The following is a 26,447-nucleotide window of genomic DNA, read 5'->3' on the forward strand; positions in this document are numbered from 1 at the left end:
CGCGTTAAGCGGAAGGTTTTATCGCCAATAAGAATGCCTGTTTTCGGGAACCGAAAACTTATGCTTTCTTATGTGGTTACCAGTTTGTCCTATCGAAGGTACGGTTTAGGATCGGTAGGCACTTCATTTTTCCTAACTTCAAAATGCAAGTGATTACCCGTCGACTGTCCTGTGGAGCCCACGCCAGCAATTTTCTGGCCGCGCTTCACGACATCGCCTACTTTCACATAAATCCCATCGTTCATAATATGGCCATATAACGTCCACAGACCATTCCCGTGATCCACGATGACACAATTTCCGTAACCGTTCATCCACGAAGCATAAATAACAGAGCCATTCTCCGCAGCAAGAATTGGTGTGCCTTTTGCTGTACCCAAGTCAATCCCTTTATGATTCTCTGCTCGCCCTGTAACGGGATTAATACGCGCTATGAAATCAGAGGTCATTGGCGCTTGTACAGCCAAAGGATATCCAAGCTTACCGCCCGAATAAGTAAACGGTGATTTCGCATTCTCTGCTGCCCGCTTCTTCGCTTGCAAATCCGCTTCTTGCTTCGCCAGCTGCGTGATCATTCGGTCGCTTTCTTCCGAAATATCCTCGAGCTCTCTCTCCTGCTTGGAAAGGGAAGCGATCTTCACTTCTTTCGCTTTTTCCTTCGCTTGCAGATCGTCACGCAAGGCATCTGCTTCCGCATAAAGCCCCTTCACGTTCTCAAGCTGCTTCTCGGTATCTGCCTTCTTCAGCATAACCGTTTCTTTGTCTTTCATATTCGACTCTAGTATTTCTTTATCTTGATTAACGATAGATTTCAAGGCTTCGACCCGATTCAGAAAATCAGAGAAGCTCGTTGCGCTCAACACTACATCCATATAGGAAACGAAACCGTTCATATACATCAGGCGAACGCGGGATTTCAACATATTATCACGGCTCTCTACACGAGCCTCAGCTTCGTCCAATTGCTTAGCGCTCGCTTCCAGGGCGTTCGACACTTGATCAATTTGTTCATTGAGCTGCGTCAGCTTTTTGCTTGCCTCATTCACCTGGCTGACAAGGGCATTCATATCCTTCGTTGTCTGATCCTTCTCGGATTGAACTTTCGTAATTTGACTTTGGGCGCTATTGGCCTTCTGCTGCGCTTCCGCCTTCTGCTTTTTTAGCTGCGTCAACTGCTGGTCGATCTTGTCCGTTGCCGAAGCGGCATAGCTAGCTGCATGAGGTATAGTCAGCGATATCGCCATACCTAATGTTAATACGACAGGTAGAATCTTCTTCTTCAAGCACGTAGCCTCCCCATTTTCAAGCGATTAATGCCCCATGTATGGTTTGAATCTCTTACGTTCTGAGTCTAGGAATCTATACTTCTAGAAATCTATGAAACTTTGAAAATGAAAAAACGAGGAATAGATGAAAAAGGAGACAAGAGGAACACTCTGCCCCAGTTTTCATTTAAAGTTTCCTTAAACGCGTAGGAACTTGCGAACGGAAATGAGGGAACCCCATACCCCAATTACGATTCCTAAGCCGATCAACAAAACAGTCAGCGTTGGTGCAATATCTTCAAATGGTGTTAATTTAATCATCAATAAATTCAAATTCAAGGAGCTCAAATTCAGCAATTTCCAGTAACCAGCAAGAATAATGGCAGTGGGGACAGCCGAACCAATAAGTCCGAGTAACGCACCTTCAATGAAAAACGGCCAACGAATAAAAGAATTCGTCGCACCCACGAGCTTCATAATCGAAATCTCTCGTTTTCTTGCCAAAATCGTAACTTTGATCGTATTTGCAATCAGGAATACCGCTGTAAAGGAAAGCAAAACAACGATACCAATACCAATCCAACGTGCAATCTTTGTCACTTTAAACAAAGCTTCCACGGTTCCTTTACCGTAGTTCACCTTGTAAATAGGCTTAGGATCTTTGCCAACGTTAAGCGCTGAGATCTGGTCAGCTACAACCGCGACATTCCGAGGATCATCCACTTCGATCGTAAACGCGTCGTTCAGCGGATTGTTGTCCCCCTCGAAGCCATCTAAGAGTGCCTTCCCGCTATCGCCAAGCTTTTCGCGTAAGTAGACAAGTCCCTCTTCCTTCGAAACGAATTTAATCGTTTTCACTTCAGGGATCGCCTTGATTTGCGTTTCGAGCGCTGTGATTTGATCCTGAGCGGTGTTTACCTCCAGGTACACGTTGATCTCGACCTGTTGCTCAATTTGCGTAGCTACATCGTTCACATTTAAGGTGATAAGTACGAAAATACCAAGAATAAATAGGGAAATTGCGATGGAGCTAATCGACGCGAACGTCATCCAACCATTTCGCACGACATTTTTCGTACCTTCTCGCAGGTGTCGAGAAGCTGTACTAATCTTCATAGCCATATTCCCCCCGGATTTGATCGCGAGCAATAAGGCCATTCTCGATTGCAATCACGCGCTTACGCATCGTATTCACGATTTCTTTGTTATGCGTAGCCATGACAATGGTGGTACCGCGGAAATTAATTTCCTCCATCAACTTCATAATGCCCCATGACGTTTCGGGGTCCAAATTTCCTGTCGGTTCATCGGCGATAATGACGGAAGGGCTGTTTATTATTGCCCGGGCAATAGCAACACGCTGCTGTTCGCCCCCAGATAACTGCGATGGGAGGGAGTTTGCTTTGTCCTTTAGCTTAACGAGCTCAAGAACTTCCATGGTGCGTTTCTTGATTTGCTTCTTAGGAGCCTCAATAACTTCCATGGCGAAAGCTATATTTTCAAAAATCGATAATTTCGGAAGTAAGCGATAATCTTGGAAAATCACGCCGATATTTCGACGTACATAAGGAATTTTACGTTGTTTTAGTTTTTCTAAATTAAAACCATTTACGAAAATTTGACCTTTCGTTGGTCTTTCTTCTCTATACATCAACTTCATGAAAGTAGATTTACCTGCGCCTGAAGGTCCAACCACATAGACAAACTCATTGCGGTCCACTTTTACATTAATACCTCTTAATGCATGAGTCCCGTTGGCGTATGTTTTCCATACGTCCTGCATTTCGATCACAATATCACATCCTAATTATATAGATAGCCTATATCCATTCGACACAAAAGGTGAAAATCCTTCTAAAACCTCTTTGAAATTCATGGGGAATACCGTCATTATACCATGCATTGTACATTTTTTAGCCGAATCAGGATTATGTACTAAATTGGCATCGAGATTGATACATATATAGAGACAGGCCGTAACACATTCGTATGTAAAGGAGTGGCTCTTCATGACACGCTCATTCAGAAACCCCATCCTCTATTTCTCGGTCGCTCTTGGTTTATTCGTCACGTGCGGCACCGCACTCTACATATATGGATCTCAATCTACGTTCCCTAAGAATGTCACGATTGCTGGCTGGCGTGTGGGCGGAATGTCCTATGCGACATTTCAGTCTGAATCCGAGCAGCGCTTGAAGCGACTAGCCGCATTCCCGGTCCTTTTGCATACATCCAATCCAGAAGTTCCTGCCAAAGAATTGTCACTTGGACAACTAGGCATTCGTTATGACAAGAGCCTCCTCACACAATCCTTCCAACAATTAACTAGCGGATCTCCCTTCGAACGTGCGAAAGCCCGCTGGACCTTGCGAAATGCGAATATCCCTTTGAATGTCTCGCTGGATCCCACTCAACTTACGGCCACTGTAAAGGACAATTGGAAAGAGCTATACACGAAACAGCCTATTGCTGCCAAACGCATCCTCAAATCGCAAGATCAGGTTGATTACGAACCGGAGCGAAATGTGCTGCGCATCGATACTGCGCACTTACAGGAGCAGCTACAAAATATCGCCCCTAGCTTGGGTACACTAACGCACACCGCACCACTCGGGCTCTCGTTACCCATTTATGAGCTGAGCCCCGCTATCACAATGGCATCCTTGAAGCAGCAAGGTATCGATGGCAAAATTTCCGAATTCACGACCTCGTTCCCCCAATCAGGCGAAGGGCGGGTTCACAATATACGAGCAACCGCTACATCCATTCAGGATTACTTGATGGCACCGGGCGACACCTTTGATTACAGTAAAATTATTGCACAGACGGAAGCCAAATTCGGTTACAAAGAAGCCCCTGTTATTCTCAATGGGAGTCTCGTCCCAGGAATCGGCGGAGGCATATGCCAAGTATCCACAACGCTCTATAATGCCGTTTTACGCAGCGGTCTTGAAATCGTAGAACGACGTAATCACTCTCTCCCGGTCAGTTACGTCCCTCTCGGACAAGATGCCACATTCGCAAACGGCTATATTAATTTCAAATTTCGTAACAATACCAATAGCTATATCTGGATTCGTACCATAACGACGGATTCAGCGGTGACCGTGAAACTTTTCGGGCATCAAACACCAACGATCACCTATGATATTGCATCCAAGATCGTAGAAACGATTCCGCCTCCAGTCAAATATGTGAACAACCCAAGCTTGAGTCCAGGGTTAGAACGCCCCATCAGCGCGGGAAAGGTCGGTTACAAGGTTGAGACCTATCGAACCAAACGAGAAAACGGCACAATCGTGAGCAAAGAATTAATCTCGAAGGATCAGTATTCACCTGTGCCTACCGTCATCGCGGCCAACCGTAAAGGTCTCCAAACGGAGGACCCGGCTCCAAAGCAACCTATGGTGGAAGATGGCGTAAGTACGCTCGCTGTACAATGATAACCAATAAATGTGATGAAATCATGAAGGTCATGTGACTGTAGTTACTACGTCATTATGACTTTTTTCTTTTATGATAAGACTATGGAAAAAGTATTGAAGGAGGCATAACGATGAGCAAAGTGGATTATTTCAAAGAATTAAACTATCGCCTGCGCGGACTTCCTGAGAAGGAGCGCCAAAATATATTGAAAGTATATGAAGAATTATTTCAAAAAGCCGTTGAAAACGGCAAGCATGAAGATGAGGTGTCACAGTCTCTCGGTTATCCGCGGGTACCGAACTGGGATGCGCAGAAGGAGACACCACCCGTTAAAGAGGAAGTTACCAAACGTCCCATAGATGAGTTTGATGTTGAAGCGATACAAGCTGAGGAACTTCCTTATTCGAATGAGGAGCTTGGAGAGACCGCTATCCCGTATGTAAAGCAGTCCGATCCAGCTGTCGGACCGAAAATTCCCGTACAAGCCCCTGATGCTTGGGTGCCGCCTGCCTACACACAGCCGCCTCAGCTGAATTACCCACCTGTTTATAATACACCTTACCCACCTCCCTATCCGACAGCAAAGCCTGAAAGTGGGATTAAGGCGATCATTATTTCGATTATGCTTGGTTTCTTTAATCTCGTATTCGTTGTAGGTCCGTGGGTCGGGATTTGTTCAGCTTTGATTGGGTTTTTCGCTGCCGGATTCGCTCTTCTGATCGCCCCTGTTATTGGCGTGCTTACCAGCTTAGCGGGAACATCGGGGAGTGACTTCCAGTTCATTTCCTTTTCACTACTTGCCTGCTTTGGCCTAGGCATCATCATCACGACGCTTAGCACTTGGCTGCTTAAGCAGTTTTTCAAGCTTAGCTGGAAGTACATCCAATTCAACGCCAAATTGATTAAGGGGGTTTAAGCCATGCAACGTAAAGTGAAATTTTTCTTAGTGACCGGCTTTATCTGCTTGGCAATAGGCTTGATTGGAGCAGCCGTATCTTTCCAATCCTTGGATTTCGATGCAGGTGTCTCAAACATAGATGTCGAGAAGAAAATAGCCGCAGCCAATATCGATACATTAATTATTGAAAATGATATCTCAGGCATTACTTTCGTTCCTAGCAATTCAGATGAAATCAGTGTTCGTTTAGTCGGCGCTGCTCGATCCGAGAATGATCAGAACTGCACAATCGAAGCCGTGACAGAGGGTTCAAATACGTGGCGAGTCGACGTCTGTACGAATAGAAAGCAACACATTGATTTCGGCTTTGATATCACCGAATTCAAAAGCTTATTTAGCGGTCAAAGCCTTCGCTTGCGAACAGAAGTCAGTTTGCCCGACAAACTTTACAAAGCCATCACTGTCAGGACAGATACAGGCAGCATCAACTTCAAGGAAGTGAAAGCTGAGAAGCTAACCGCTAGTGCAGATACGGGAACTATTACGGTTGACCGTTATGAAGGAAAAACATTGAATCTGCAAACAGACACAGGCAGTATTCATCTCAATGATGGGCAGGGCAATGTGAAACTCAAAACCGATACCGGTTCCATTACTGCGAAGCTTCGTGAGCTTGGTGATGCAGTTACCGCTGAATCAGACACAGGCTCAGTACGCATACAGCTAGATTCCACACCTACAGATGCGAGCTTTGATCTACGCACAGATACAGGCAGCGCTACGCTGGATGTACCAGGTGTGAGCGTTCAACAGCGAACCAGCCGCAATGAAGCCAAAGGCTCTATCGGCAATGGCAGTAAAAAAGTTACGGTACGGACAGATACAGGTTATGTAGAGGTTAAGGGTAGATAACTGTTTCAGATACACATCGTGTTTCCAGAGGCTTCTCTTAGGTCCATTCGACCTTTTGAGACAGCCTCTTTTCGTTAACAAAGGAAATTGCTTACATTTATATTATTTTGTCGAAGAAGAAGGAATTACGTCACACGCCCACGAATATACAAAAATATACAGTTTTCCTCTATATTTATCCAAATGTTAATAAAACTGTATATACAAAGAGAGAAGAGGGTCAACATGAAAAATAGTAGAGAAATTCGAGAAGAAGCAAGAAAAGCATTAAAAGGGAATTGGCTTGCAGCAGTTGGGTTATATCTGATTACAATCCTGATCACGATCCCCTTATCAATTGCTAGCAATCTAGTTGAAACGAACGAGCATTATGTATTATCTATTGTAATCACGTTGGCTTCCATCCTTCTTTCCGTTATCATTTCTACAACCGTATCAACTTACTTCCTTCACATAGCTAGACAACAGAAGATTGGGTACTCTGACTCATTTGCATATGCAATTAAAAAATTCTGGCCATTTTTCAAATTAACTTTTTTAATGGGACTCAAAATATTGGCTTGGACACTGCTGTTTATCATTCCAGGCATCATTGCTTCCTTGCGATATTCACAAGCGATATACATTAAGTTAGACGATCCAGAAATATCTTCGTCGAAAGCCATTCGAGTTAGTTCGGAGATGATGAAAGGGTGCAAGTGGAAATACTTTTGTTTAGCACTTAGTTTTATAGGATGGGTATTATTAGTTCCATTCACATTATTTATTGGAGGATTATGGGTTGGCGTTTACTATAATACCGCAAGATCCGTATTCTACGATATCCTGAACGCGGACAGATTAGTGAAACTAACCTAATAAGTCATACAATAAACCTAAGCAATAAAGCTCCTCTCAAGCATCCGATGGATGATGGGAAGAGCTTTTTTATGATAAATGGACTTCTCAAGCTGTGACCTATTTCAAAAAGGTCTGAATCTTCTCCAATAGCCGATTCCAATCAACCGGCTTCGTATCGAAGTCATCGCAGCCAGCCTCGAAAGCCATCTCCCGATCCGATGCCATGGCATGGGCGGTCAGCGCGATAATGGGAATTCCCTGCGTCTCCGGCGATGCTTTGAGCAGTCGTGTCGCTTGCCAGCCATCCATGACAGGAAGACTCATATCCATAAGAATAAGAGCTGGCGCTTCGGCCCGTGCTGCATCGACGCCTTGCTGTCCGTCTGTCGCCATAATGACTTCAAAGCCTTTGCGGATTAAACGGCGGGACAGCATGTCACGATTCATTTCGTTATCTTCCACCAATAAAATTTTAAACATGGTCGTCCGCTTCCTCTTTACGTCGAATACAGGCCTGATCCCCGTTGCTATGCTCATTCATTGCACTTGCCATAAGGCTGCGGATTTCCTGCAGTAGCGTTTCGCGCTTAAAACTTCCTTTTTGGACAATGTTTTTCACATACCCGTTCAGCCGCATCCGGTCTTCGGAATTAATATCCTTCGCCGTAACAACGACAATTGGAATCCATTGCCAACCCTCACGTTTGCGCAGCTCCGTAACAAACTCGAAACCATCCATGCCCGGCATCATTAAATCGAGCAAAATTAATTGCGGAAGCGCTTGAGACATCACGTTCAAAGCCGCGCGACCATCCTTCGCCTTCGAGACTTTGAAGCCCTCCCTTTCCAGCATTTGCGTCATCATGTGGCTTGTTGTCACGTCATCCTCGATGACAAGTACCGCGTTGGTTTGACGCTCAGGGATATGCTTATCCAACACAGCGATTAATTTATCGATATACACCGGCTTGGTCAGAAACTCTGCCGCGCCAAGCGCATAGCCCGTATTCTTGTCATCGGTCATCGACATCATGATAACGGGGATACCGGATAATTCCGGGTCGTTCTTAAGCGTCGTCAGCACGGCCCAACCATCCATTCCCGGCATAAGTACGTCTAGGGATATCAAGGTAGGACGCAGCTCTCTAGCGAGTCGAATGCCTTCTTCACCATTTTGGGCCAAAGCAACCGTACAGCCTTCTTTACCGAGAAACCTCTGCATCTGTTGCAGCACAGCTGGATCATCGTCAATGACTAACACCGTGCGATTGTTTTGAACGTCGAGCGGACTGCTCTCCATCAATTCATCAGGGCTTCCACCCACCTGACTTTCCTGCAAAGGCAACCAAGCGGTAAACGTTGTACCTTGACCGTGCACACTATCAACGGTGATATGGCCGCCCATCATTTGGCACAGCTTCTGAGAGATAGCAAGTCCAAGCCCCGTACCTCCATATTTCCTGGTTGTCGAGGAATCAGCCTGTTTAAACGCTTGGAATAGATGCGTCATCTGCTCCGCAGTCATCCCGATCCCGGTATCCTGAATACTGAAGCTAATGCCCGTTTGCCGATTGACCATCTCGTAACCAGCCGTCAGCCAGATGGTGCCATCCTTCGTAAACTTGCCTGCATTGCTCAACAAATTGAAGAGAACCTGCATCAGCTTCGTGACATCCGTTCGTATTTCTCCTTCAGGGAAAACAACCTCCAAACGGTTTCCGCCAGCCTCTATAAGCGGATTGACTGTCGTCAGCACATTGCGAATCAAAGTCGGGATATCACAGACTTCTAGATACATATCCATCTTACCTGATTCGATCTTGGAGAGATCTAGAATATCATTAATGAGTGTCAGCAGATGCTTGCCGGCGTTATGAATTTTGCCCAAGTCATCTGCAAATGCGGGTTCATTCATATCTTCGGCATCTTCTTTGAGCATCTCACTATAGCCAATGATCGCATTCAGCGGTGTACGCAGCTCATGGCTCATATTGGCAAGGAACTGACTTTTGATCTGATTGGCTTCGATCGCCTCGTCACGTGCTTTGGAAAGTTCCGCCGTACGCTCCTTCACCAGTACCTCCAGTTGATCGTTTAACTGCATCAGCTCTTGATTCACATAATAAATTTCGCGAGTCTTCTCCTCGGCGATCTGTTCGGCTGCCTTCCGCGCTTTCTTCTCCCGTTCAAGCTGCCTTCGAAGAACATCAATTTCGGATATGTCCTGCATTTAGTTCACTTCCGCTTTCGACAAAATAAACCGTGCCGCGGTCCCTTCCTCCAAGTTCTCGCGAACCACGTTAATCGCCTCACCATAATGCTGAATGCATCCGTTAATTAGCCCTTCAGCCAAATCTGCAAACGGTCGCGAGGAGCGATAAATCATAATCAGAGTCCCTTCTACGGACGTGTCATATTCAAACGCAGGCAGCTCGGCGCCTGGATAGAGCTTACGAACTTCAACGTGAATATAGCTGTCCACCTTTTGCAAAAAACTAAATACCGTACTGTTTTCTTCAAGAAATTGCGGGTGCAGCTCAGTAAGCTGGGTAAACAAATATTCGCCGAAGGTGATAATCAAATCGGTAACGGGGATGCTTGTCCGCTGGCTTAACTGCACGATAAGTTGAATCATTTCATTATGATGATAAGTGCCCACAGAGGTATAGCTGCCGCCCGAAGGTAAATCCGAGCCTTCAATAATTTGATCGACGATGCTTAAAGAGAATTTATTTTCAACCATTTCCAGAAAAGAAGTAAAAACCATACCTTTCATCGTAACACGCTCCCATTTTCTATATAGAATAACTCTCTTTACGTACGATGTGCATGAAGGCATCCACCACTTGGGGATCAAAATGATAGCCACGCTGCTTCTGAATTTCCGTCAAAGCTTCCTCGGTGGACCAAGCCCGTTTATAGGGGCGTTCGTGCGTCAAGGCATCATAAAAGTCGGCAAGTGCCACAATGCGCCCTGCAAGTGGAATCTCTTCTCCCCTTAATCCGTTCGGATACCCGGTACCGTCCCATTTCTCATGATGCGTTAAGGCAATCGTATGGGCTAATTGCAAATCCGGGAATTGACTCCMCTCGAGAATACTGGCACCAATCGTCGTATGCGTCTTCATCTGCTCGAATTCTTCTGGACTGAATCTTCCTGGTTTCAATAAAATATCATCCGGTATGCCTAACTTCCCGAGATCATGCAAAGGTGTAGCCCGTTCAATCAGCGATGCTTCGTGATCCGATAAACCTAGCGAGGAAGCAATCTCCTTCGCCATTTGACCCACACGCTGCGTATGCTGCCCCGTCTGATCATCACGGAATTCCGAAGTTCTTCCTAGTAATTGCAGGATTTCCAGCTTCGCTTGCTCTAGTTTAACGGTCCGTTCTTGTACGCGCAGCTCTAATAACTGATTCTGGTCTTGCAACTGCAAATGATAAAATCGTGTTTTCAACAAGTTATTGATCCGTAAGACAACTTCTGTTTTATCTAAAGGCTTCGTAAGGAAATCATGAGCGCCCAGGTGCAGCGCTTCCTTCTTGGCCTCCTGCGTCACATCTGCAGTCAGCACTAAGATCGGCAGAAAATGACCTTCCTCCACCCGTTCCCGTAGCAGCTTCAAAGCTGCGAATCCATCCACATCAGGCATATGTAAATCCAATAATATAATATCAGGTTTAATCTCTTCATATAGGACTTCTAGCTGTCTGGGATCCGTTGTACAGTGTAAATTGGAAAAACCTGCACGGCTTAGTATGCGCTCTAACAGGCTGATATTGTAGGCCTGATCATCGATAATCAGAAAACGAGCGCCTTGCATCCAAATTTTATCCATCTATGCACCTCATTCCATCCTTGCTTGCTGATCTAATTCTCATGCATATTTTACCATATATATCATGCTATGTGACTTTGTAATGTCGAAATTTAGAATAAAATTTAACATGGTTTCCATTTACACGAATTGTAAAAATTTGTCGAAATAGAGGRAATACAATAATTGTAAAGAATATATACAAAATAATACAGAAAGTAGGTAAATTAACCAGTCTGATCGTCCTCATCCTCTTTGCTAGACATATCGCTAAACCTCTCGTTCGAGTTGAACGCATCTCAGCCTCCGTTAAAAACTTAAATGACATGTCAGCCCAGCTGCAGGATGTTATTCAACAATTTAAGGTATAGGGCGGTAATGTGAAAAATAGAAAGTAAAAAGCTCTTCCCATCATGGATGACGGAAAGAGCTATTTGACGTGCCTATGTGAAAATAACCTTATTTGCTTTTCTCTAAAAAGTCGTGCAACCATGCCTGCGATTCCGCCAGCACTTGCTCTGCGCGACCAATCGCCTCGCTCACTTGATTGCTTGCCGTTCCGCCGTACACGTTGCGCGCGTTCACAACTTGCTCCGGTTGAAGAACCGCATAAATATCGGACTCGAATAGCTCGGAGAAGGTTTTGAACTCCTCGATGCTCATATCTAGCAAATATTTTTTGTTTTGGATGCAGTAGAGCACCGTTTTGCCGATCACTTCGTGCGCTTGACGGAAAGGAAGACCCTTGTTCACTAGGTAATCTGCGATATCCGTTGCATTCGAGAAGTCTTGGTTCACGGCTTGGCGCATGCGCTCCGTGTTCACCTTCATCGTCGACACCATCGGTGCAAACAATTGCAGCGCGCCTTGCAAGGTACGAACCGTATCAAACATGCCTTCTTTGTCTTCCTGCATGTCCTTGTTGTACGCCAGCGGCAGCGACTTGAGTACGGTCATCAGACCGAACAAGTTGCCATAGACGCGGCCTGTTTTGCCACGGACAAGCTCCGCAACGTCCGGGTTCTTCTTCTGCGGCATGATCGAGCTGCCGGTGCAGAATGCATCGTCGAGTTCGATGAATGCGAACTCGGTCGAAGACCAGAGCACCATTTCCTCGCTGAAGCGAGAAAGGTGCATCATGATCATGGACGCGTTAGAGAGGAACTCCAGGATGAAATCGCGGTCGCTGACCGCGTCCAGGGAGTTCTCGTACACGCGTCCGAACCCGAGCTGCTCCGCCACGAAATGGCGGTCGATCGGGAAGGTCGTGCCCGCGAGCGCGCCAGCGCCGAGCGGCAGCATGTCTACGCGCTTGTAGCTGTCCTGCAAGCGCTCGAGGTCACGCTGGAACATGCTGACGTAGGCCATCAGATGGTGCGCGAACAAGATCGGCTGCGCACGCTGCAGATGCGTGTAACCCGGGATAATCGTATCGAGATTAGCCTTCGCTTTCTCAAGCAAAGCCTCCTGCAGCTTGATCAGCAAGCCAACGAACTCAACCACGCGCTTGCGCAGGTAGAGATGCATGTCCGTCGCCACTTGATCGTTACGGCTGCGACCCGTGTGCAGCTTGCCGCCGACAGGACCGATCAGGTCAATCAAGGTTTTCTCGATATTCATATGAATATCTTCGTTCTGAATCGTGTATTCCAGCTCGCCGCGGCGAATCATGCCCTGCACTTGCAGTAAGCCGTCTTTGATTTTCTCCACATCGTCAGCAGGAAGAATCCCGCATTTGCCAAGCATCGTCACGTGCGCCAAGCTGCCTTCAATATCTTCCTCGGCAAGTTCTTTGTCGAAAGTAATGGATGCTGTATATTCTTCGACCAATTGGTCGGTTTGTTTCGTGAAACGTCCACCCCAAAGCTTAGACACCTTGCATGACCCCTCTCGTATGAAACTTGTCCCTATGAGACAAGTTTATGGACAGCCCAAAGGCTTTCCACGAAGGGAAAGCCCACGGCTGAGGCTATTGAAATTTTACTTCTTCGCGTTTTGTTCCACGCCGGAACCTACTTTCAAGCGCAGTGCATTCAAGCGGATAAATCCTGTTGCATCGCCTTGATCGTAAGCCTTCGTTGGATCAGCTTCCATTGTCGCGATATCCGGATTGTATAGGGATACTGGACTTTTCACGCCAGCGCCTATCACGTTGCCTTTGTACAGTTTCAAACGAACCGTACCAGATACGTTCTTTTGGCTCTCGGACACAAGCGCTTGAATCGCCAAACGCTCAGGAGCGAACCAGAAGCCATTGTAGACAAGGGATGCATATTTCGAGATTAAGGAATCACGAAGGTGCATAACATCGCGATCCATCGTGAGAGATTCCATTTTACGGTGAGCGGTGAAAAGAATGGTACCGCCCGGCGTCTCATATACGCCACGGCTCTTCATGCCGACGAAACGGTTCTCAACCATGTCCACACGGCCAATCCCGTGTTTGCCGCCGATTCCGTTCAACGTTTCCATCACTTGAAGTGGCGTAAGCTTCGCTCCGTTGATCGCTACGCAATCACCAGCAGCAAACTCAAGCTCGATGTACTCCGCTTGATCTGGTGCATCTTCTGGTGCAACGCTGAGCACGTACATGCCTTTGTTGTCGTCAGCTGCTGCATCGAACCAAGGATCTTCCAACATGCCGCTCTCGAAGGAGATGTGCAGCAAGTTACGATCTGTTGAGTACGGTTTCGCTGCGGATGCTGTTACCGGAATGTTGTGCTTCTCCGCGTAAGCGATCATCTCTGCGCGACCTGGGAACTGCTCGCGGAATTCTTCCAAACGCCAAGGCGCGATCACGGACAGCTCAGGCGCTAGCGCTGCTGCTGTAAGCTCGAAACGTACTTGGTCGTTCCCTTTACCGGTTGCTCCGTGAGCAATCGCTGTTGCGCCTTCAGCGCGAGCGATCTCAACCATACGCTTCGCGATCAAAGGACGCGCAATGCTCGTGCCAAGCAGGTATTGCCCCTCGTAAAGAGCAGCCGCCTGGAACATCGGGTTGATGAAATCTTTCGCGAACTCAGCGCGAAGGTCGTCGATGTAGATTTTGGATGCGCCGGTTGCAAGTGCTTTTTCTTCCAAACCGTCAAGCTCATCTTTTTGCCCAATATCCGCTGTGAAAGCAATGATTTCTGCGTCGTAAGTTTCTTTTAACCATTTGAGGATAACTGATGTATCCAACCCGCCTGAATAAGCGAGTACGATTTTTTCCTTAGCCATGTCTACTCTTCGCTCCGTTTCTACACTCTCATTTGAAATTTATATCATTGTCGCGGCCATGATGGCCTTTTGCGCATGAAGACGATTCTCTGCTTGGTCGAAAATAATGGAATGCGCGCCGTCGATGACGCCTTCGCTCACTTCTTCCCCGCGGTGTGCAGGCAAGCAGTGCATGAACAGGTAATCCTGCTTCGCATATTTCACCAAAGCTTCATTGACTTGATAGTTTTTGAACGCGATTTCGCGCTCTTTTTGCTCATCTTCTTGGCCCATGCTCGCCCATACATCCGTATAGATGATGTCGGCATTTTCAATCGCTTCACGCGGATCGCGCGTAACAAGCAGACTTCCACCTGTTTCAGCGGCATTTTCCTTGGATTGACGAATCACTTCTTTCCCAGCCTCATAGCCCTCTGGCGAAGCAATCGCGAAATCCATCCCAAGCTTACTAGCTCCCATCATCAAGGAGTGGACCATGTTGTTGCCATCGCCGATATAGGCGACTTTAATGCCTTTCAAGCGGCCTTTTTTCTCCAAAACGGTCTGATAATCGGCCATAACTTGGCAAGGGTGTGCATGATCCGTTAAGCCGTTAATGACAGGCACTGTCGCGCCGCGTGCCAAATCGATCACCTTGCGGTGCTCGTAAGTACGAATCATAATTCCGTCTAAGTAACGGGACAGGGTTTGAGCGGTATCCCATACCGTCTCTCCGCGGCCTAGCTGCAAATCATTTTTGCTCAGGAAAAGCGCTTGGCCTCCCAATTGGTACATCCCCACTTCAAAGGAAACACGCGTACGCGTGGAGGATTTCTCAAAAATCATGCCCAGCGTTTTACCCGCTAGTACCGCATGAGGCTCTCTTGCCTTCTGCTTGCGCTTCAGCTCAATGGCATAGTGAATCAAATATTCGATTTCTTCCGCTGTATAATCAACCAATGCAAGAAAATCCTTGCCCTTCAACTGGGCAGCCATTTCTTCCTTGACCATGCTATTCATGTGATCCAACCTCTCTACTGTAAACTTCGGTTAGACGCCGCTAATGGTCGATGCCTTCTGGGAGAGGACACCGCACACGACTTCTAACGCTTGATCCAAATCTTCTTGCGGTATCGTTAACGCCGGCACCAAACGAATCACGTTAGGTCCTGCTGGAATGACCAACACGCCTTGTTTGTGGATTTCGCTGATGATTTCGGCACTTGGCTGTGCACATTCAATACCAATGAGAAGGCCAATGCCACGGATGCTTTTGACCAACGGATTACCCGCCAGCTTGCTCTCTAACGTCTTCACCGTATACGCGCCTAACTCTGCTGCACGCTCCGGCAACTGATTGTCGATAATCGTACTTAATGTTGCATGAGCCGCTGCTGTTGCAATCGGAGTCCCACCGAACGTGGAACCGTGACTGCCTGCGCTAAACGCTTCTGCCAAGTGCCCTTTAGCTAGCATCGCACCAATCGGGAATCCACCGCCAAGACCTTTGGCCAATGTGAAAATATCCGGCTCTACACCATAATGTTCATAGGCAAAAAGCTTACCCGTACGACCTACACCTGTCTGAATTTCATCCGCGATCAGAAGTAGATTATGTTCCTTACAAAGCTCAGCAAGCTGCTTCACAAATGTCGGATCCGCCGGCAACACGCCGCCTTCACCTTGTACGAACTCAAGCATAACCGCACACGTACGGTCGTTCACAAGGTTGCGAACAGACTCGATATCGTTATAATCGGCATACACAAAGCCTTCTGGAAGCGGAAGGAAGCCTTCCTTTACTTTGTCCTGACCTGTCGCTGTTAATGTAGCTATCGTACGCCCATGGAAGGACATGTTGAACGTGATGATCTCGTACTTACCGTTGTTCAGCACTTTTTGGGAGTAGCGACGCGCGATTTTGATCGCTGCCTCGTTCGCTTCCGCTCCTGTGGAACAGAAAAACACAGCATCCGCACAACTGTTGTCCGTCAATAAACCAGCCAATTTTTCCTGATTCGGAATATGAAATAAATTACCCACATGCCAAAGCTGATCCAGCTGCTCGATCAATTTCTCCTTCACGCCCTGCGGTGCATGCCCAAGAGCGGCAACGGCAATCCCGCTCATCATGTCGATGTATTCCTTCCCTGTGTCATCCCACAGTCGGCTGCCTTCACCTTTCACTAGCGTAATCGGATATCTGGCGTAGGTTGGAAATAACGAGCTTTTCCCTTGTTCTGTCATGTACATTCCCTCCTAAAAGTTTTCGTTAGAAAACTAGCTTCGTAAGCTTTTCAAATTACCGTACAATGCGCGTGCCGATGCCTTCGCCCTTCAAAACTTTGCTAAGTACGTTCGGTTCCGAACCGTTCACGATAACCACTTCTTGCACTTGCCCTTGTATACAAGCAATTGCTGCACGAACCTTCGGGATCATGCCGCCATAGATGTCGCCACTTGTGATCATCTCTTCAATCTGCGCTACGCTGACAACAGGAAGCACTTGCTTCTCGCCATCCACGACTTTCATAATGCCGGGAACATCGGTCACAACAACCATCTGCTCCACGCCAAGGTGAGAAGCGACAGCACCAGCCGCCGTATCGGCGTTGATGTTATACCGCTGTCCGCCATCTGCGCCCAGCCCTACCGGTGCAATAACCGGAATGTAGCCCATGCCGACGATGCCTTGAATCAGCTCAGCATTCACCCTAGTTACATCGCCTACAAGACCAACTTCATGGCTGTTAGCAACGGGCTTTGCTTCGATCAAATGTCCATCCACACCGGACAACCCAAGCGCCTTCGCGCCCGTTAACTGAATACGGCGTACGATTTCTTTGTTAATCTGGCCTGAAAGCACCATTTCCACTACGTCCAGCACGGCTTCAGAAGTTACCCGCAGACCGTTCACGAAACCTGACTCGATGCCCAACTTGCCTAACGTATCCGAAATCGCAGGACCGCCGCCATGCACGATGACTGTAACGATTCCTTCTTCCTGAAGCTGACGCATGTCTTCAAAAAAACTACTAGGCAACGCCGCAAGCGTGCTGCCTCCGCATTTCATCACAAAGCAATTGTTCTTCACTGCTCTTCCCCCTAAAAGTTTTGCGTAGCAAAACTAGCTTCGTAAGCATTTGCTTACGTCCGATAAGCCGCATTAATGCGGACATAATCATAGGTCAAGTCGCAGCCCCAGCCCGTTGCTTTGCCTTCGCCCATATGTAAATTCACATGAATTTGAATCGTATCTGTTTTCAAATAAACCAGCGCCGCTTCCTCGTCGAACTTCACGGGACGCGACTGTTCCAACACTGCGATATCGCCTAAGCGAATATCGACCGTGTTCACGTTCACCGGCTGACCCGAGTAACCTACAGCCGCAATGATCCGGCCCCAGTTCGCATCAGCGCCATATACGGCGGATTTCACGAGGCTCGATCCGATGATCGACTTCACGATCTTACGAGCCGCATCGTCACTCTCAGCGCCGATCACTGTCGTTTCGATCAGCTTCGTCGCGCCCTCGCCATCACGTGCAATCGCTTTGGCGAGGTATTCGCCAACGTATTGGAACCCTGCCGCGAAAGCTTCCCAATCCGGGTGCCCCGGATGCAGGGAGTCGCCGCCGGCAAGCCCGCTTGCCATCACCACGACCATGTCGTTGGTGCTTGTATCTCCGTCAACAGTGATCATGTTGAACGTGTTATCTGTAATCCTGCTTAGCAACAGCTGCAGGTATTCGCTCTCAATCGCGACGTCGGTTGTCATGAAACCGAGCATCGTCGCCATGTTCGGGTGAATCATCCCCGAACCCTTAGCTGCGCCGGCAATGTGAACCTCTTTGCCGCCAACCACAACACGGACGCACGTCATCTTCTGCACGAGATCCGTCGTTAGGATCGACTGGCAGAAGTCTTCGCCGCCGTCTAACTTCAGCTTCGCTGGCAGCTGCTCGATGCCGCTCAGCACTTTGCCCATCGGCAGAAGCTCGCCGATAACGCCCGTGCTCGTCACGCCGACGTGGTGCTCCGCCACGCCAAGTGCCTTCGCACTTGCCGCGCGCATCGCGCGAGCGTCGTCTTCGCCTTGCTGGCCAGTGCACGCGTTGGCGTTGCCGCTGTTCACGATCATCGCCTGCAGCTTGCCGCTGTGGGCGATGCTTTCTTGCGTCACGCGCAGCGGTGCCGCTTGGAACGCGTTCAGCGTATAAACGCCTGCCGCTGAAGCTGGTACATCACAGAGGATCGCGCCAAGATCATAGCGCTCCGTCTTCTTCAATCCGCAGTGCAGGCCGCCTGCACGAAAGCCCTTCGGTGTTGTTACAGTGCCCTCTGGCACGACAGTGAAGCTAACTTGGTCCGACATGGTCGTCTACTCACCTATCCTCATCTTCTAGTTATGGATATACCGGTGCGAACAACAACCCTGTCGTTTCGTCCCAGCCTTGCATAATATTTAAATTCTGAATCGCTTGACCTGCGGCGCCCTTAACCACATTGTCGATAACCGACACGATCGTTACACGCCCTGTACGCTCATCCACAGCGAAGCCGATATCGCAGTAATTGGAGCCCATAACTTCCTTCGTTGAAGGATACTTCCCAAGCGGGCGAATCCTTACGAATTTGCGGCCTTCATAGTACTGACGGTACTTTTCGATGAACTCTTCAGCTGTATGTTCACCTGTCAGTGTGGCATACATCGTCGCCATAATCCCCCGTGTCATTGGCACAAGGTGCGTCGTGAACGTCGTCACAACCGGTTTCCCTGCAATGCGGCTCAGCGCTTGCTCAATTTCCGGGATGTGTTGGTGCTTATTTATTTTGTAAGCCGATAAGTTCTCATTTACTTCGGAATAGTGTGCGCCCAGGCTCAAACCGCGACCCGCACCGGATACACCGGATTTCGCATCAATAATAATCGTGGACGGATCAATCCATCCTGCTTCAACCGCAGGAATAAGTCCTAGCAGCGTCGCTGTTGGGTAACACCCAGGGTTAGCGATCAGATCGCTGCCCTTCACTTCGTCCCCGAACACTTCGGATAGACCGTAGATCGAACGTGCCAACGCTTCTTCAGAAGCCGCCGGCTTTTTGTACCATTTTTCATAATCGCTAGCGGACTTCAGTCTCAAATCCCCCGAAATGTCAATCACCTTCAGGCCCGCTTCGACCAGTTTAGGCGAAAGCCCCGCGCTCACACCTGCCGGAGTAGCTAGAAACACAACGTCTGCTTTGCCAGCGATCAACTCAACATCAAGGACATCGAGGATATCCACGACCACTTCCTGCAAATGTGGAAAATGCTCCGCCAAAGGCGCTCCTGCATTCGAAGTTGAAATCACGGATGTAATATGCACAAGTGGATGCGCCTGCAAAAGACGAATCAATTCCGCACCACCATATCCTGTTGCTCCAATAATAGCCGCTCTAATGCTCTGACTCATTCCCATGACCTCCCGATGTTCCGAAAATATATGTATTATTATACATTCGTATACATAATAATTCAATGAATATTTTTGCGCTCTGGCTTTGGCCAAAAACGCTGTTCAGCAAGGTATTTCAAGGCTTTTATCCTGTAAAATCGAATTGATTTTAGTTAACTGAATAGTCTGACTATATCGAGTCATATGCACATTATGCATCAATTTTCGCAAGTCGTGCATAAAAATATCACAAATACCGACATCGTCTTAGTGCTTGCTAATTCATTCAGCCCTATTCATTATCACAAAGTCTATAGTCAGAAGGCAAATTATGTTAGTTACCCTAGAGTTATGCACATTTATACACAGGCATTGTGTATAAGTTAGGTAATTACGCACAATTTGCCAACAAGTTATCCACAAAAAAAGACCATCAGGCATATTTCTCCTGACGGCCCTCCACTATGCGTGGCGCTTAAACCCTTCTCCCAACACTTCATTCGTTTCACTCAAAATCACAAAAGCCTGTGGATCCACGGATTGCACCAGTGTTTTTAACCGACTGACTTCATTCTGTTTCACGACCACCATCATGACCGTCCGCGATTCACCCGTAAATCCACCCGATCCGCTGAGTTCGGTTAACCCGCGATCCAGATCGTACAAAATCGCCTTCCTTATGGCATCCGTATGATCCGAGATTATAAAGGCCACTTTGGCATAGTTAAAGCCGAGCTGCACGATATCAATCGTTTTGGTCGTAACGAATAATCCGATCATCCCATACAGCGCATTCTCTGGGGTGAACACCAAGGCAGAGCTGATAATAACGAGTCCATCGAATATCGCAACCGAAAAGCCGAGGCTTAAGCCGGAGTACTTATGTAATAATTGGGCTGCCAACCCCAGTCCACCTGTGGAGCCACGCCCTTTAAATACGATGCCCAGACCCAACCCCACGCCGATGCCTCCATATACAGCAGCTAGCAATGGATTATGTGTAGGTACGCCTAAGTGACTGGTGATGAGTACGCAGAATGGGAAAATAACCGATCCTACGATGGCTTTAATGCCGAATTTCTTCCCGAGCAGCCAGAGGGCTAACAGTAAAATCGGAATATTGAGCGCCCACTGTGTGTACGCCGGGTTTATTTGGGTGACTTTCTGCAAAATGGTCGAAATCCCCGAGACCCCGCCTGTCGCGATTTGGTTCGGGTTCAGAAAGCTGTTAAAGCTCGCTGCCATAATTAACGAACCGACGACTAGTAATATATATTCGAAAAGGGTATGCGTGGGACTTCCTATTGTGATTCGTGGTTCTCTTCTGGACACGCGTGGCCCTCCTTTGTTCGTTTACATGAAAAATCCTACACCTATTAGGTGTAGGATCAACGTTTATGACGTGAACCATGCACAGCCCGGCAAATCAGCTTGCTTTCGCATGGCTTGTTTGTGGAAGGAATTACTCTGGCTTCCGTATTTGATGACGCAGATACGCGTCAATGAAGGTATCGAGATCCCCGTCCATGACGGCTCCAACGTTGCCCGTCTCTGCGAAGGTTCTGTGGTCCTTCACCATGCTGTACGGATGAAAAACGTAGGAGCGAATCTGACTTCCCCACGCAATATCCGACTGCTCGCCGCGAATCTCGGCTAGGTGCTTCAATTGCTCTTCGATCTTCCGCTCATAGAGCTTGGAGCGAAGCATCTTCATCGCTTTCTCGCGGTTCTTGATCTGCGAGCGCTCTTGCTGACAGCTCACCACAACACCAGTCGGAATGTGCGTAATCCGCACAGCCGAGTCCGTGGTGTTGATGTGCTGACCGCCGGCGCCGCTTGCGCGGTACGTATCGATCTTGAGATCCTCGGAGCGGATCTCACCCACGTCGGTGTCGTCTTCGATCTCTGGCATCACGTCACACGATGCGAACGAGGTATGACGACGGCCAGAGGCGTCGAACGGCGAGATCCGGACGAGCCGGTGCACGCCCTTCTCTGCCTTCAAGTAGCCGTAGGCATTGAAGCCTGTGATCTGCAGCGTGACACTCTTCACGCCGGCTTCGTCGCCGGGCAAATAGTCGAGTACCTCGACTTTGTAGCCCCGCTTCTCCGCCCAGCGGCGGTACATCCGCAGCAGCATCTCTGCCCAGTCCTGCGACTCGGTGCCGCCGGCGCCTGGATGCAGCTCTAGAATCGCATTCAGCCGGTCGTACGGCTGATTGAGCAGCAAACCAAGCTCGAAGGATTCGAGCTTCTTAACGAGCGCCGCGATGCCGGTTTCAATGTCTTTGACAAGACCCGCATCGCTCTCTTCTTCCTCGAGCTCAACCATCACCTGAATATCCTCGAACGCGTTCGTGAAGCCTTGAAACTCCTCCACGACACTCTTGATCACGTTGAGCTCAGCGATCGTCTTCTGGGCACGTTCATTATCGTCCCAGAAGTCTGGAGCGCCCATTTTTTCCTCAAAATCCCCAATAGCTTCTAGCTTATGATCTAAGTCAAAGAGACCCCCGTAATTCGGTTAGTCGCTTCGCTGTTTCTCTTAAGTCTTGTTTTACTTCTGGTTCTAGCATGTCGTACACCTCGTTTATTCTGCTTGCATGTACCTAGACAAGTGGTTTAGTTGCTTACATGCCTTGCCCGTGGCACTGCTTGAACTTCTTGCCGCTGCCGCATGGGCATGGGTCGTTGCGTCCAATACGCTGCTCTTCACCGCGTACTAGTGGTTTCTTGCCGCCGGCTTCATTCTTCGTATCAACAGCCTGACCTTCTGCTACCGCTTGGCGCTCCAGGTTGCTCTGTACGTGTGCTTTCATGATGTACATGGCGACTTCTTCACGAATGTTGTCGATCATCTCTTGGAACATCTCGAAGCCTTCGAATTGGTACTCACGAAGTGGATCTGTACCGCCGTATGCACGTAAGTGAATACCTTGGCGCAGCTGATCCATCGCATCGATGTGATCCATCCATTTGCTATCTACTGCACGAAGCGCTACGACTTTTTCAAATTCACGCATGAATTCTGCGCCAATTTCCGTTTCACGCTCATCATACCGTTTGCTCACAAGATCTTTGATCAGCTCGATGATCTCATCTTGCTCTTTACCCCACATGGTTTGATCGGTAATTTGTGCATCATCGTGCAGCAAGTTGTTATTCACAAAGTTCGCAACTTCTTGCAGTTCCCACTCTTCCGGAATTTGCTCCTCTGGACAGTGGGCTTTCACGATACGCTCGATCACGGCACTGATCATACCCTCAATTACCTCGCGGATATTTTCAGACTCCAGCAGCTCGCGGCGCTGTTTATATATAATCTCACGTTGTTGATTCATGACATCGTCATATTGAAGGACGACTTTACGTACGTCGAAGTTGTTACCCTCAACGCGCTTTTGCGCGGATTCCACGGCACGGGAGATCAATTTGCTCTCAATTGGTTGATCTTCTTCCATCCCGAGACGATCCATCATCGCCATAATATTTTCAGCGCCGAATCGTTTCATCAACTCATCTTCAAGAGAAAGGTAGAATTGTGAGGATCCAGGGTCACCCTGACGTCCTGCGCGTCCACGCAGCTGATTATCAATCCGTCTGCTCTCGTGACGTTCAGTACCTATGATATGCAAACCGCCAGCATCATGTACGCCTTGACCAAGCACAATGTCAGTACCACGACCCGCCATGTTCGTTGCAATCGTAACGGAACCTGGTTGACCTGCACGTGAAACGATTTCCGCTTCTTCCGCATGATACTTGGCATTCAATACTTTATGTTGAACGCCTTTCTTCTTCAGCATCTCGGAAAGCTTCTCTGAGTTCTCAATGGATACTGTACCCACAAGTACTGGCTGATTCAGCTTATGACGCTCTAGAATTTGCTCAACAACAGCTCTGAACTTACCGTTCTCTGACTTATACACCACGTCCGGTAGATCCTTACGAATCATTGGACGGTTCGTCGGAACGATAATAACTTCAAGGCCGTAAATTTTCTTCAACTCTTCTTCTTCCGTCTTCGCCGTTCCCGTCATTCCCGCTAGCTTGCGGTACATACGGAAATAGTTCTGGAACGTAATCGTAGCGAGTGTCATGCTCTCATTCTGAACTTTCAGCTGCTCTTTCGCCTCAATGGCTTGGTGCAACCCATCACTATAGCGACGGCCAGTCATGATACGGCCTGTAAATTCATCAACGATCATAACTTCTTCTTCTTGAACAACGTAGTCCACGTCACGTTTCATAATGAAACGAGCTTTGAGCGCTTGTGTGATGTGGTGGTTGATGTTTACGTTTTGATGATCAAATAAGTTCTCAATACCGAAAGCTCGTTCACCTTTCGCCACGCCTTCTTCCGTTAACGCGACAGCACGCACTTTGATATCGATCGTGTAGTCTTCTTCTTCTTTCAGCGTCGATACAAAACGGTCCGCCGTAAAGTACATATCTGTTGATTTCGCAGCTTGTCCAGAAATAATCAATGGTGTTCTCGCTTCATCGACTAGAATGGAATCCACCTCATCGATAACCGCATAGTACAGCGGACGTTGAACCATCTGCTCTTTGTACAGCACCATGTTGTCACGCAGGTAGTCAAACCCGTATTCGTTATTCGTGCCATACGTAATATCACAAGCATAAGCTGCTTGCTTCTCTTCATGAGACAAGTCATGCAAGTTAACCCCAACGGTTAAGCCGAGGAACTCGTAGATTTGGCCCATTTCGGCGCTATCCCGTTGTGCCAAATAGTCATTGACGGTAACAACGTGTACGCCTTTACCAAGCAAAGCATTCAAATAAACAGGAAGTGTTCCAACTAACGTTTTCCCTTCCCCTGTTCTCATCTCCGCGATACGGCCTTCGTGCAACACCATACCCCCGATAAGTTGAACGTCATAATGACGTTTTCCTAGTACACGGATACCTGCTTCTCTAACTACTGCAAAAGCTTCAGGCAATAAATCATCGATTTCTTCGCCTTTCTCAAGACGTTCTCTGAACTCGATTGTTTTCCCTTTTAACTGTTCATCGGTCAGCGGTTTAATGCTGGCTTCAAGCTCGTTGATGTAGTCAACGGCTTTGAGCATCCGTTTAATCTCCCGTTCATTGGAATCACCAAAAATTTTCTTCACTAGTCCTAGCATCGGTGAACCCCTTTCCCTTGCGTTCGTATCCTTAAATTGTACCACTTATGACAGTCCTGCCGCAACAAACGAGCATTCTCTTCCTTCTAAAACCTATAGAAATAGGACTTAAAAACCATGCTTTTCGTATTTCTTAGTATGAAATGGAGATGCCGCTAACATGCATAGCAAAGATTATGACTTCATCGCTAAAGGAAAGAGCTTAATCCGATGATATCGAATTAAGCTCACTTGATCATTTTGTATAGGAATGTTGATTAAATGTATTAGGCCATTTGTTTATGCATTACATCGCCGGTTCGATTAAACCGTACTTACCGTCGTCTCGTTTGTAGACCACATTGACTGTGTCTGTCTCCATGTTCGAGAATACAAAGAAGTTATGACCCACCATATTCATTTGGAGAATCGCTTCTTCCACGTCCATCGGCTTCAAATTGAAGCGTTTGTTGCGCACGAGTTCGAAGTCCTCTTCTTCTTCCATGTAGGAAGCTGCCGCGACTTCTGCCTTGAACAGATCACGCTTGCCGCCATCTTGGCGAATTTTACGATTCGTCTTAGTCTTGTGCTTACGAATTTGACGTTCTAATTTGTCCACAACCAGATCAATGGATGCGTACATGTCGGTGTTGCGTTCTTCTGCTCGTAGTAACACACCTGTTAACGGGATGCTTACTTCGATGGTCTGAAGACCTTTAACCACGCTTAGCTTTACTTGTACATCAGATGTAAGGGGAGCTTCAAAATACCTCTCTAGTCTATTCAACTTCTTGTCGACATAGTCTCCGAGGGCTTCAGTAACTTCAAGGTGTTCTCCGCGAATGCTAATTTCCATAGTTAAACATCTCCCTTCCTTCTTACATTATACTACATTCCACTCCAACTTCATAATTCCTTTAAATTCCGAGCTAAACTTTCTAGCCAAAATATAAAAAACACCCCAGAGTATGTCCCCAGGGTGATTTGTTCATCGTTGTATGCGATGGCACAATACGTGCCAAATAATTATAGTCTGCTTACGTTTGCAGCTTGTGGTCCGCGCGCGCCTTCTACGATATCAAACTCAACAGCTTGACCTTCGTCTAGCGTTTTGAACCCTTCGGACTGAATCGCGGAGAAATGAACGAATACATCCCCACCATCTTCGCGCTCAATGAACCCATAGCCTTTTTCTGCGTTAAACCATTTCACTTTACCTTGCATATCGTACACAATCCTTTCGTTTTAAAAAATATAAATGATAAGAGCGAGAAATGAAAACCCTTACATTTTGACTATACCATCTATCTGCTTGACCTGTCAATTTATAACTTTTAATAAGATTGAATATTTAGAAAATTCGAGTATTTACATCCCGTGGATAACTGCAGAATTTGTAGAATCCTGTCATGGCGGGCTTCTTTACATGTTATTAACAAAGTTATTCACAAGTTTATGCACATTATCCACAGATAGAATGGAGAGAATTATGGATAACTCGCGCTAAAACGGTCCGTTTATTCA

At 47.5% G+C, this 26,447-nt stretch carries 23 protein-coding genes; 4 read left to right on the top strand and 19 right to left on the bottom strand.

Annotated features, from left to right (window positions below):
- Positions 1-89: 89 nt before the first annotated feature.
- From AC1DLM_RS09605 to ftsE, 3 genes are all read right to left on the bottom strand, one after another.
- Positions 90-1,283, bottom strand: a complete 1,194-nt coding sequence (locus tag AC1DLM_RS09605) for a murein hydrolase activator EnvC family protein (protein ID WP_441990852.1) — start codon at positions 1,281-1,283, stop codon at positions 90-92.
- Positions 1,284-1,463: 180 nt separating this feature from the next.
- The gene (gene ftsX, locus AC1DLM_RS09610; protein WP_441990853.1) at positions 1,464-2,381 is read right to left on the bottom strand and encodes a permease-like cell division protein FtsX; all 918 of its coding nucleotides are present in this window, start codon (positions 2,379-2,381) and stop codon (positions 1,464-1,466) included.
- Positions 2,371-3,057, bottom strand: coding sequence for a cell division ATP-binding protein FtsE (ftsE, locus tag AC1DLM_RS09615; protein ID WP_056611468.1), 687 nt, complete (start codon positions 3,055-3,057; stop codon positions 2,371-2,373). Before ftsE ends, ftsX begins: the two co-directional genes overlap by 11 nt.
- A gap of 217 nt (positions 3,058-3,274) precedes the next feature.
- Here ftsE and AC1DLM_RS09620 point away from each other — a divergent pair, with 217 nt between their 5' ends.
- From AC1DLM_RS09620 to AC1DLM_RS09635, 4 genes are all read left to right on the top strand, one after another.
- Positions 3,275-4,708 carry a VanW family protein gene (locus AC1DLM_RS09620; RefSeq protein WP_441990854.1) on the top strand — a complete coding sequence of 478 codons (1,434 nt, stop codon included), beginning with the start codon at positions 3,275-3,277 and terminating at the stop codon, positions 4,706-4,708.
- Between the two features lie 113 nt (positions 4,709-4,821).
- Positions 4,822-5,607, top strand: coding sequence for a DUF1700 domain-containing protein (locus AC1DLM_RS09625; protein WP_441990855.1), 786 nt, complete (start codon positions 4,822-4,824; stop codon positions 5,605-5,607).
- Positions 5,608-5,610: 3 nt separating this feature from the next.
- A complete protein-coding gene (locus AC1DLM_RS09630) occupies positions 5,611-6,501 on the top strand; it encodes a DUF4097 family beta strand repeat-containing protein (RefSeq protein WP_441990856.1) in 891 nt (296 codons plus the stop codon).
- Positions 6,502-6,726: 225 nt separating this feature from the next.
- Positions 6,727-7,359 carry a DUF975 family protein gene (locus tag AC1DLM_RS09635; protein ID WP_441990857.1) on the top strand — a complete coding sequence of 211 codons (633 nt, stop codon included), beginning with the start codon at positions 6,727-6,729 and terminating at the stop codon, positions 7,357-7,359.
- A gap of 99 nt (positions 7,360-7,458) precedes the next feature.
- On the opposite strand, the gene AC1DLM_RS09640 is transcribed toward AC1DLM_RS09635, so the two are convergent.
- From AC1DLM_RS09640 to AC1DLM_RS09715, 16 genes are all read right to left on the bottom strand, one after another.
- Positions 7,459-7,821: a response regulator gene (locus AC1DLM_RS09640; RefSeq protein ID WP_441990858.1), complete on the bottom strand. Its 363-nt coding sequence runs from the start codon at positions 7,819-7,821 to the stop codon at positions 7,459-7,461.
- Positions 7,814-9,571 (bottom strand): ATP-binding response regulator, encoded by a 1,758-nt coding sequence (locus AC1DLM_RS09645; protein ID WP_441990859.1) that lies wholly within the window; start codon positions 9,569-9,571, stop codon positions 7,814-7,816. Before AC1DLM_RS09645 ends, AC1DLM_RS09640 begins: the two co-directional genes overlap by 8 nt.
- Positions 9,572-10,117 carry a heme NO-binding domain-containing protein gene (locus AC1DLM_RS09650; protein WP_441990860.1) on the bottom strand — a complete coding sequence of 182 codons (546 nt, stop codon included), beginning with the start codon at positions 10,115-10,117 and terminating at the stop codon, positions 9,572-9,574.
- A gap of 19 nt (positions 10,118-10,136) precedes the next feature.
- Complete coding sequence (locus AC1DLM_RS09655) at positions 10,137-11,180, bottom strand: HD-GYP domain-containing protein (RefSeq protein WP_477569843.1); 1,044 nt, start codon at positions 11,178-11,180, stop codon at positions 10,137-10,139.
- A gap of 438 nt (positions 11,181-11,618) precedes the next feature.
- Positions 11,619-13,034 (bottom strand): argininosuccinate lyase, encoded by a 1,416-nt coding sequence (gene argH, locus AC1DLM_RS09660; RefSeq protein ID WP_441990862.1) that lies wholly within the window; start codon positions 13,032-13,034, stop codon positions 11,619-11,621.
- 105 nt (positions 13,035-13,139) lie between these two features.
- The gene (locus AC1DLM_RS09665) at positions 13,140-14,378 is read right to left on the bottom strand and encodes an argininosuccinate synthase (protein WP_441990863.1); all 1,239 of its coding nucleotides are present in this window, start codon (positions 14,376-14,378) and stop codon (positions 13,140-13,142) included.
- A 39-nt stretch (positions 14,379-14,417) separates the two neighbouring features.
- Entirely contained in the window at positions 14,418-15,377 is a 960-nt protein-coding gene (gene argF / locus AC1DLM_RS09670) for an ornithine carbamoyltransferase (RefSeq protein ID WP_441990864.1), read from the bottom strand.
- Between the two features lie 30 nt (positions 15,378-15,407).
- The gene (locus tag AC1DLM_RS09675; protein WP_441990865.1) at positions 15,408-16,604 is read right to left on the bottom strand and encodes an acetylornithine transaminase; all 1,197 of its coding nucleotides are present in this window, start codon (positions 16,602-16,604) and stop codon (positions 15,408-15,410) included.
- A 55-nt stretch (positions 16,605-16,659) separates the two neighbouring features.
- A complete protein-coding gene (argB, locus tag AC1DLM_RS09680) occupies positions 16,660-17,430 on the bottom strand; it encodes an acetylglutamate kinase (protein WP_441990907.1) in 771 nt (256 codons plus the stop codon).
- Positions 17,431-17,504: 74 nt separating this feature from the next.
- A complete protein-coding gene (argJ, locus tag AC1DLM_RS09685) occupies positions 17,505-18,731 on the bottom strand; it encodes a bifunctional glutamate N-acetyltransferase/amino-acid acetyltransferase ArgJ (protein WP_236290380.1) in 1,227 nt (408 codons plus the stop codon).
- Positions 18,732-18,762: 31 nt separating this feature from the next.
- On the bottom strand, positions 18,763-19,812 hold the full coding sequence (gene argC, locus AC1DLM_RS09690; RefSeq protein ID WP_477569844.1) for an N-acetyl-gamma-glutamyl-phosphate reductase: 1,050 nt from the start codon (positions 19,810-19,812) through the stop codon (positions 18,763-18,765).
- A 444-nt stretch (positions 19,813-20,256) separates the two neighbouring features.
- Complete coding sequence (locus AC1DLM_RS09695) at positions 20,257-21,126, bottom strand: YitT family protein (RefSeq protein WP_477569845.1); 870 nt, start codon at positions 21,124-21,126, stop codon at positions 20,257-20,259.
- Between the two features lie 130 nt (positions 21,127-21,256).
- Positions 21,257-22,370 (bottom strand): peptide chain release factor 2 gene (gene prfB / locus AC1DLM_RS09700; RefSeq protein ID WP_477569846.1). Its coding sequence is split into 2 segments (ribosomal slippage): positions 21,257-22,297 and positions 22,299-22,370, totalling 1,113 coding nucleotides; the frame shifts between segments, so codons are not numbered across the junction.
- A 54-nt stretch (positions 22,371-22,424) separates the two neighbouring features.
- Entirely contained in the window at positions 22,425-24,944 is a 2,520-nt protein-coding gene (gene secA, locus AC1DLM_RS09705) for a preprotein translocase subunit SecA (protein ID WP_477569847.1), read from the bottom strand.
- A gap of 286 nt (positions 24,945-25,230) precedes the next feature.
- Positions 25,231-25,779: a ribosome hibernation-promoting factor, HPF/YfiA family gene (gene hpf, locus AC1DLM_RS09710; RefSeq protein WP_441990870.1), complete on the bottom strand. Its 549-nt coding sequence runs from the start codon at positions 25,777-25,779 to the stop codon at positions 25,231-25,233.
- Between the two features lie 170 nt (positions 25,780-25,949).
- Positions 25,950-26,147 (bottom strand): cold shock domain-containing protein, encoded by a 198-nt coding sequence (locus AC1DLM_RS09715; RefSeq protein ID WP_028556842.1) that lies wholly within the window; start codon positions 26,145-26,147, stop codon positions 25,950-25,952.
- Between the last annotated feature and the right edge of the window lie 300 nt (positions 26,148-26,447).

The organism is Paenibacillus sp. 01T442 (assembly GCF_056398345.1).

Excerpts from the sequence above, each read along its gene's own strand:
- ftsX (WP_441990853.1), bottom strand. The coding sequence starts at position 2,381 with ATGAAGATTAGTACAGCTTCTCGACACCTGCGAGAAGGTACGAAAAAT.
- AC1DLM_RS09620 (WP_441990854.1), top strand. The coding sequence starts at position 3,275 with ATGACACGCTCATTCAGAAACCCCATCCTCTATTTCTCGGTCGCTCTT.
- AC1DLM_RS09625 (WP_441990855.1), top strand. The coding sequence starts at position 4,822 with ATGAGCAAAGTGGATTATTTCAAAGAATTAAACTATCGCCTGCGCGGA.
- AC1DLM_RS09630 (WP_441990856.1), top strand. The coding sequence starts at position 5,611 with ATGCAACGTAAAGTGAAATTTTTCTTAGTGACCGGCTTTATCTGCTTG.
- AC1DLM_RS09635 (WP_441990857.1), top strand. The coding sequence starts at position 6,727 with ATGAAAAATAGTAGAGAAATTCGAGAAGAAGCAAGAAAAGCATTAAAA.
- AC1DLM_RS09640 (WP_441990858.1), bottom strand. The coding sequence starts at position 7,821 with ATGTTTAAAATTTTATTGGTGGAAGATAACGAAATGAATCGTGACATG.
- AC1DLM_RS09645 (WP_441990859.1), bottom strand. The coding sequence starts at position 9,571 with ATGCAGGACATATCCGAAATTGATGTTCTTCGAAGGCAGCTTGAACGG.
- AC1DLM_RS09650 (WP_441990860.1), bottom strand. The coding sequence starts at position 10,117 with ATGAAAGGTATGGTTTTTACTTCTTTTCTGGAAATGGTTGAAAATAAA.
- AC1DLM_RS09665 (WP_441990863.1), bottom strand. The coding sequence starts at position 14,378 with ATGGCTAAGGAAAAAATCGTACTCGCTTATTCAGGCGGGTTGGATACA.
- argF (WP_441990864.1), bottom strand. The coding sequence starts at position 15,377 with ATGAATAGCATGGTCAAGGAAGAAATGGCTGCCCAGTTGAAGGGCAAG.
- AC1DLM_RS09675 (WP_441990865.1), bottom strand. The coding sequence starts at position 16,604 with ATGACAGAACAAGGGAAAAGCTCGTTATTTCCAACCTACGCCAGATAT.
- argB (WP_441990907.1), bottom strand. The coding sequence starts at position 17,430 with ATGAAATGCGGAGGCAGCACGCTTGCGGCGTTGCCTAGTAGTTTTTTT.
- argJ (WP_236290380.1), bottom strand. The coding sequence starts at position 18,731 with ATGTCGGACCAAGTTAGCTTCACTGTCGTGCCAGAGGGCACTGTAACA.
- argC (WP_477569844.1), bottom strand. The coding sequence starts at position 19,812 with ATGAGTCAGAGCATTAGAGCGGCTATTATTGGAGCAACAGGATATGGT.
- secA (WP_477569847.1), bottom strand. The coding sequence starts at position 24,944 with ATGCTAGGACTAGTGAAGAAAATTTTTGGTGATTCCAATGAACGGGAG.
- hpf (WP_441990870.1), bottom strand. The coding sequence starts at position 25,779 with ATGGAAATTAGCATTCGCGGAGAACACCTTGAAGTTACTGAAGCCCTC.
- AC1DLM_RS09715 (WP_028556842.1), bottom strand. The coding sequence starts at position 26,147 with ATGCAAGGTAAAGTGAAATGGTTTAACGCAGAAAAAGGCTATGGGTTC.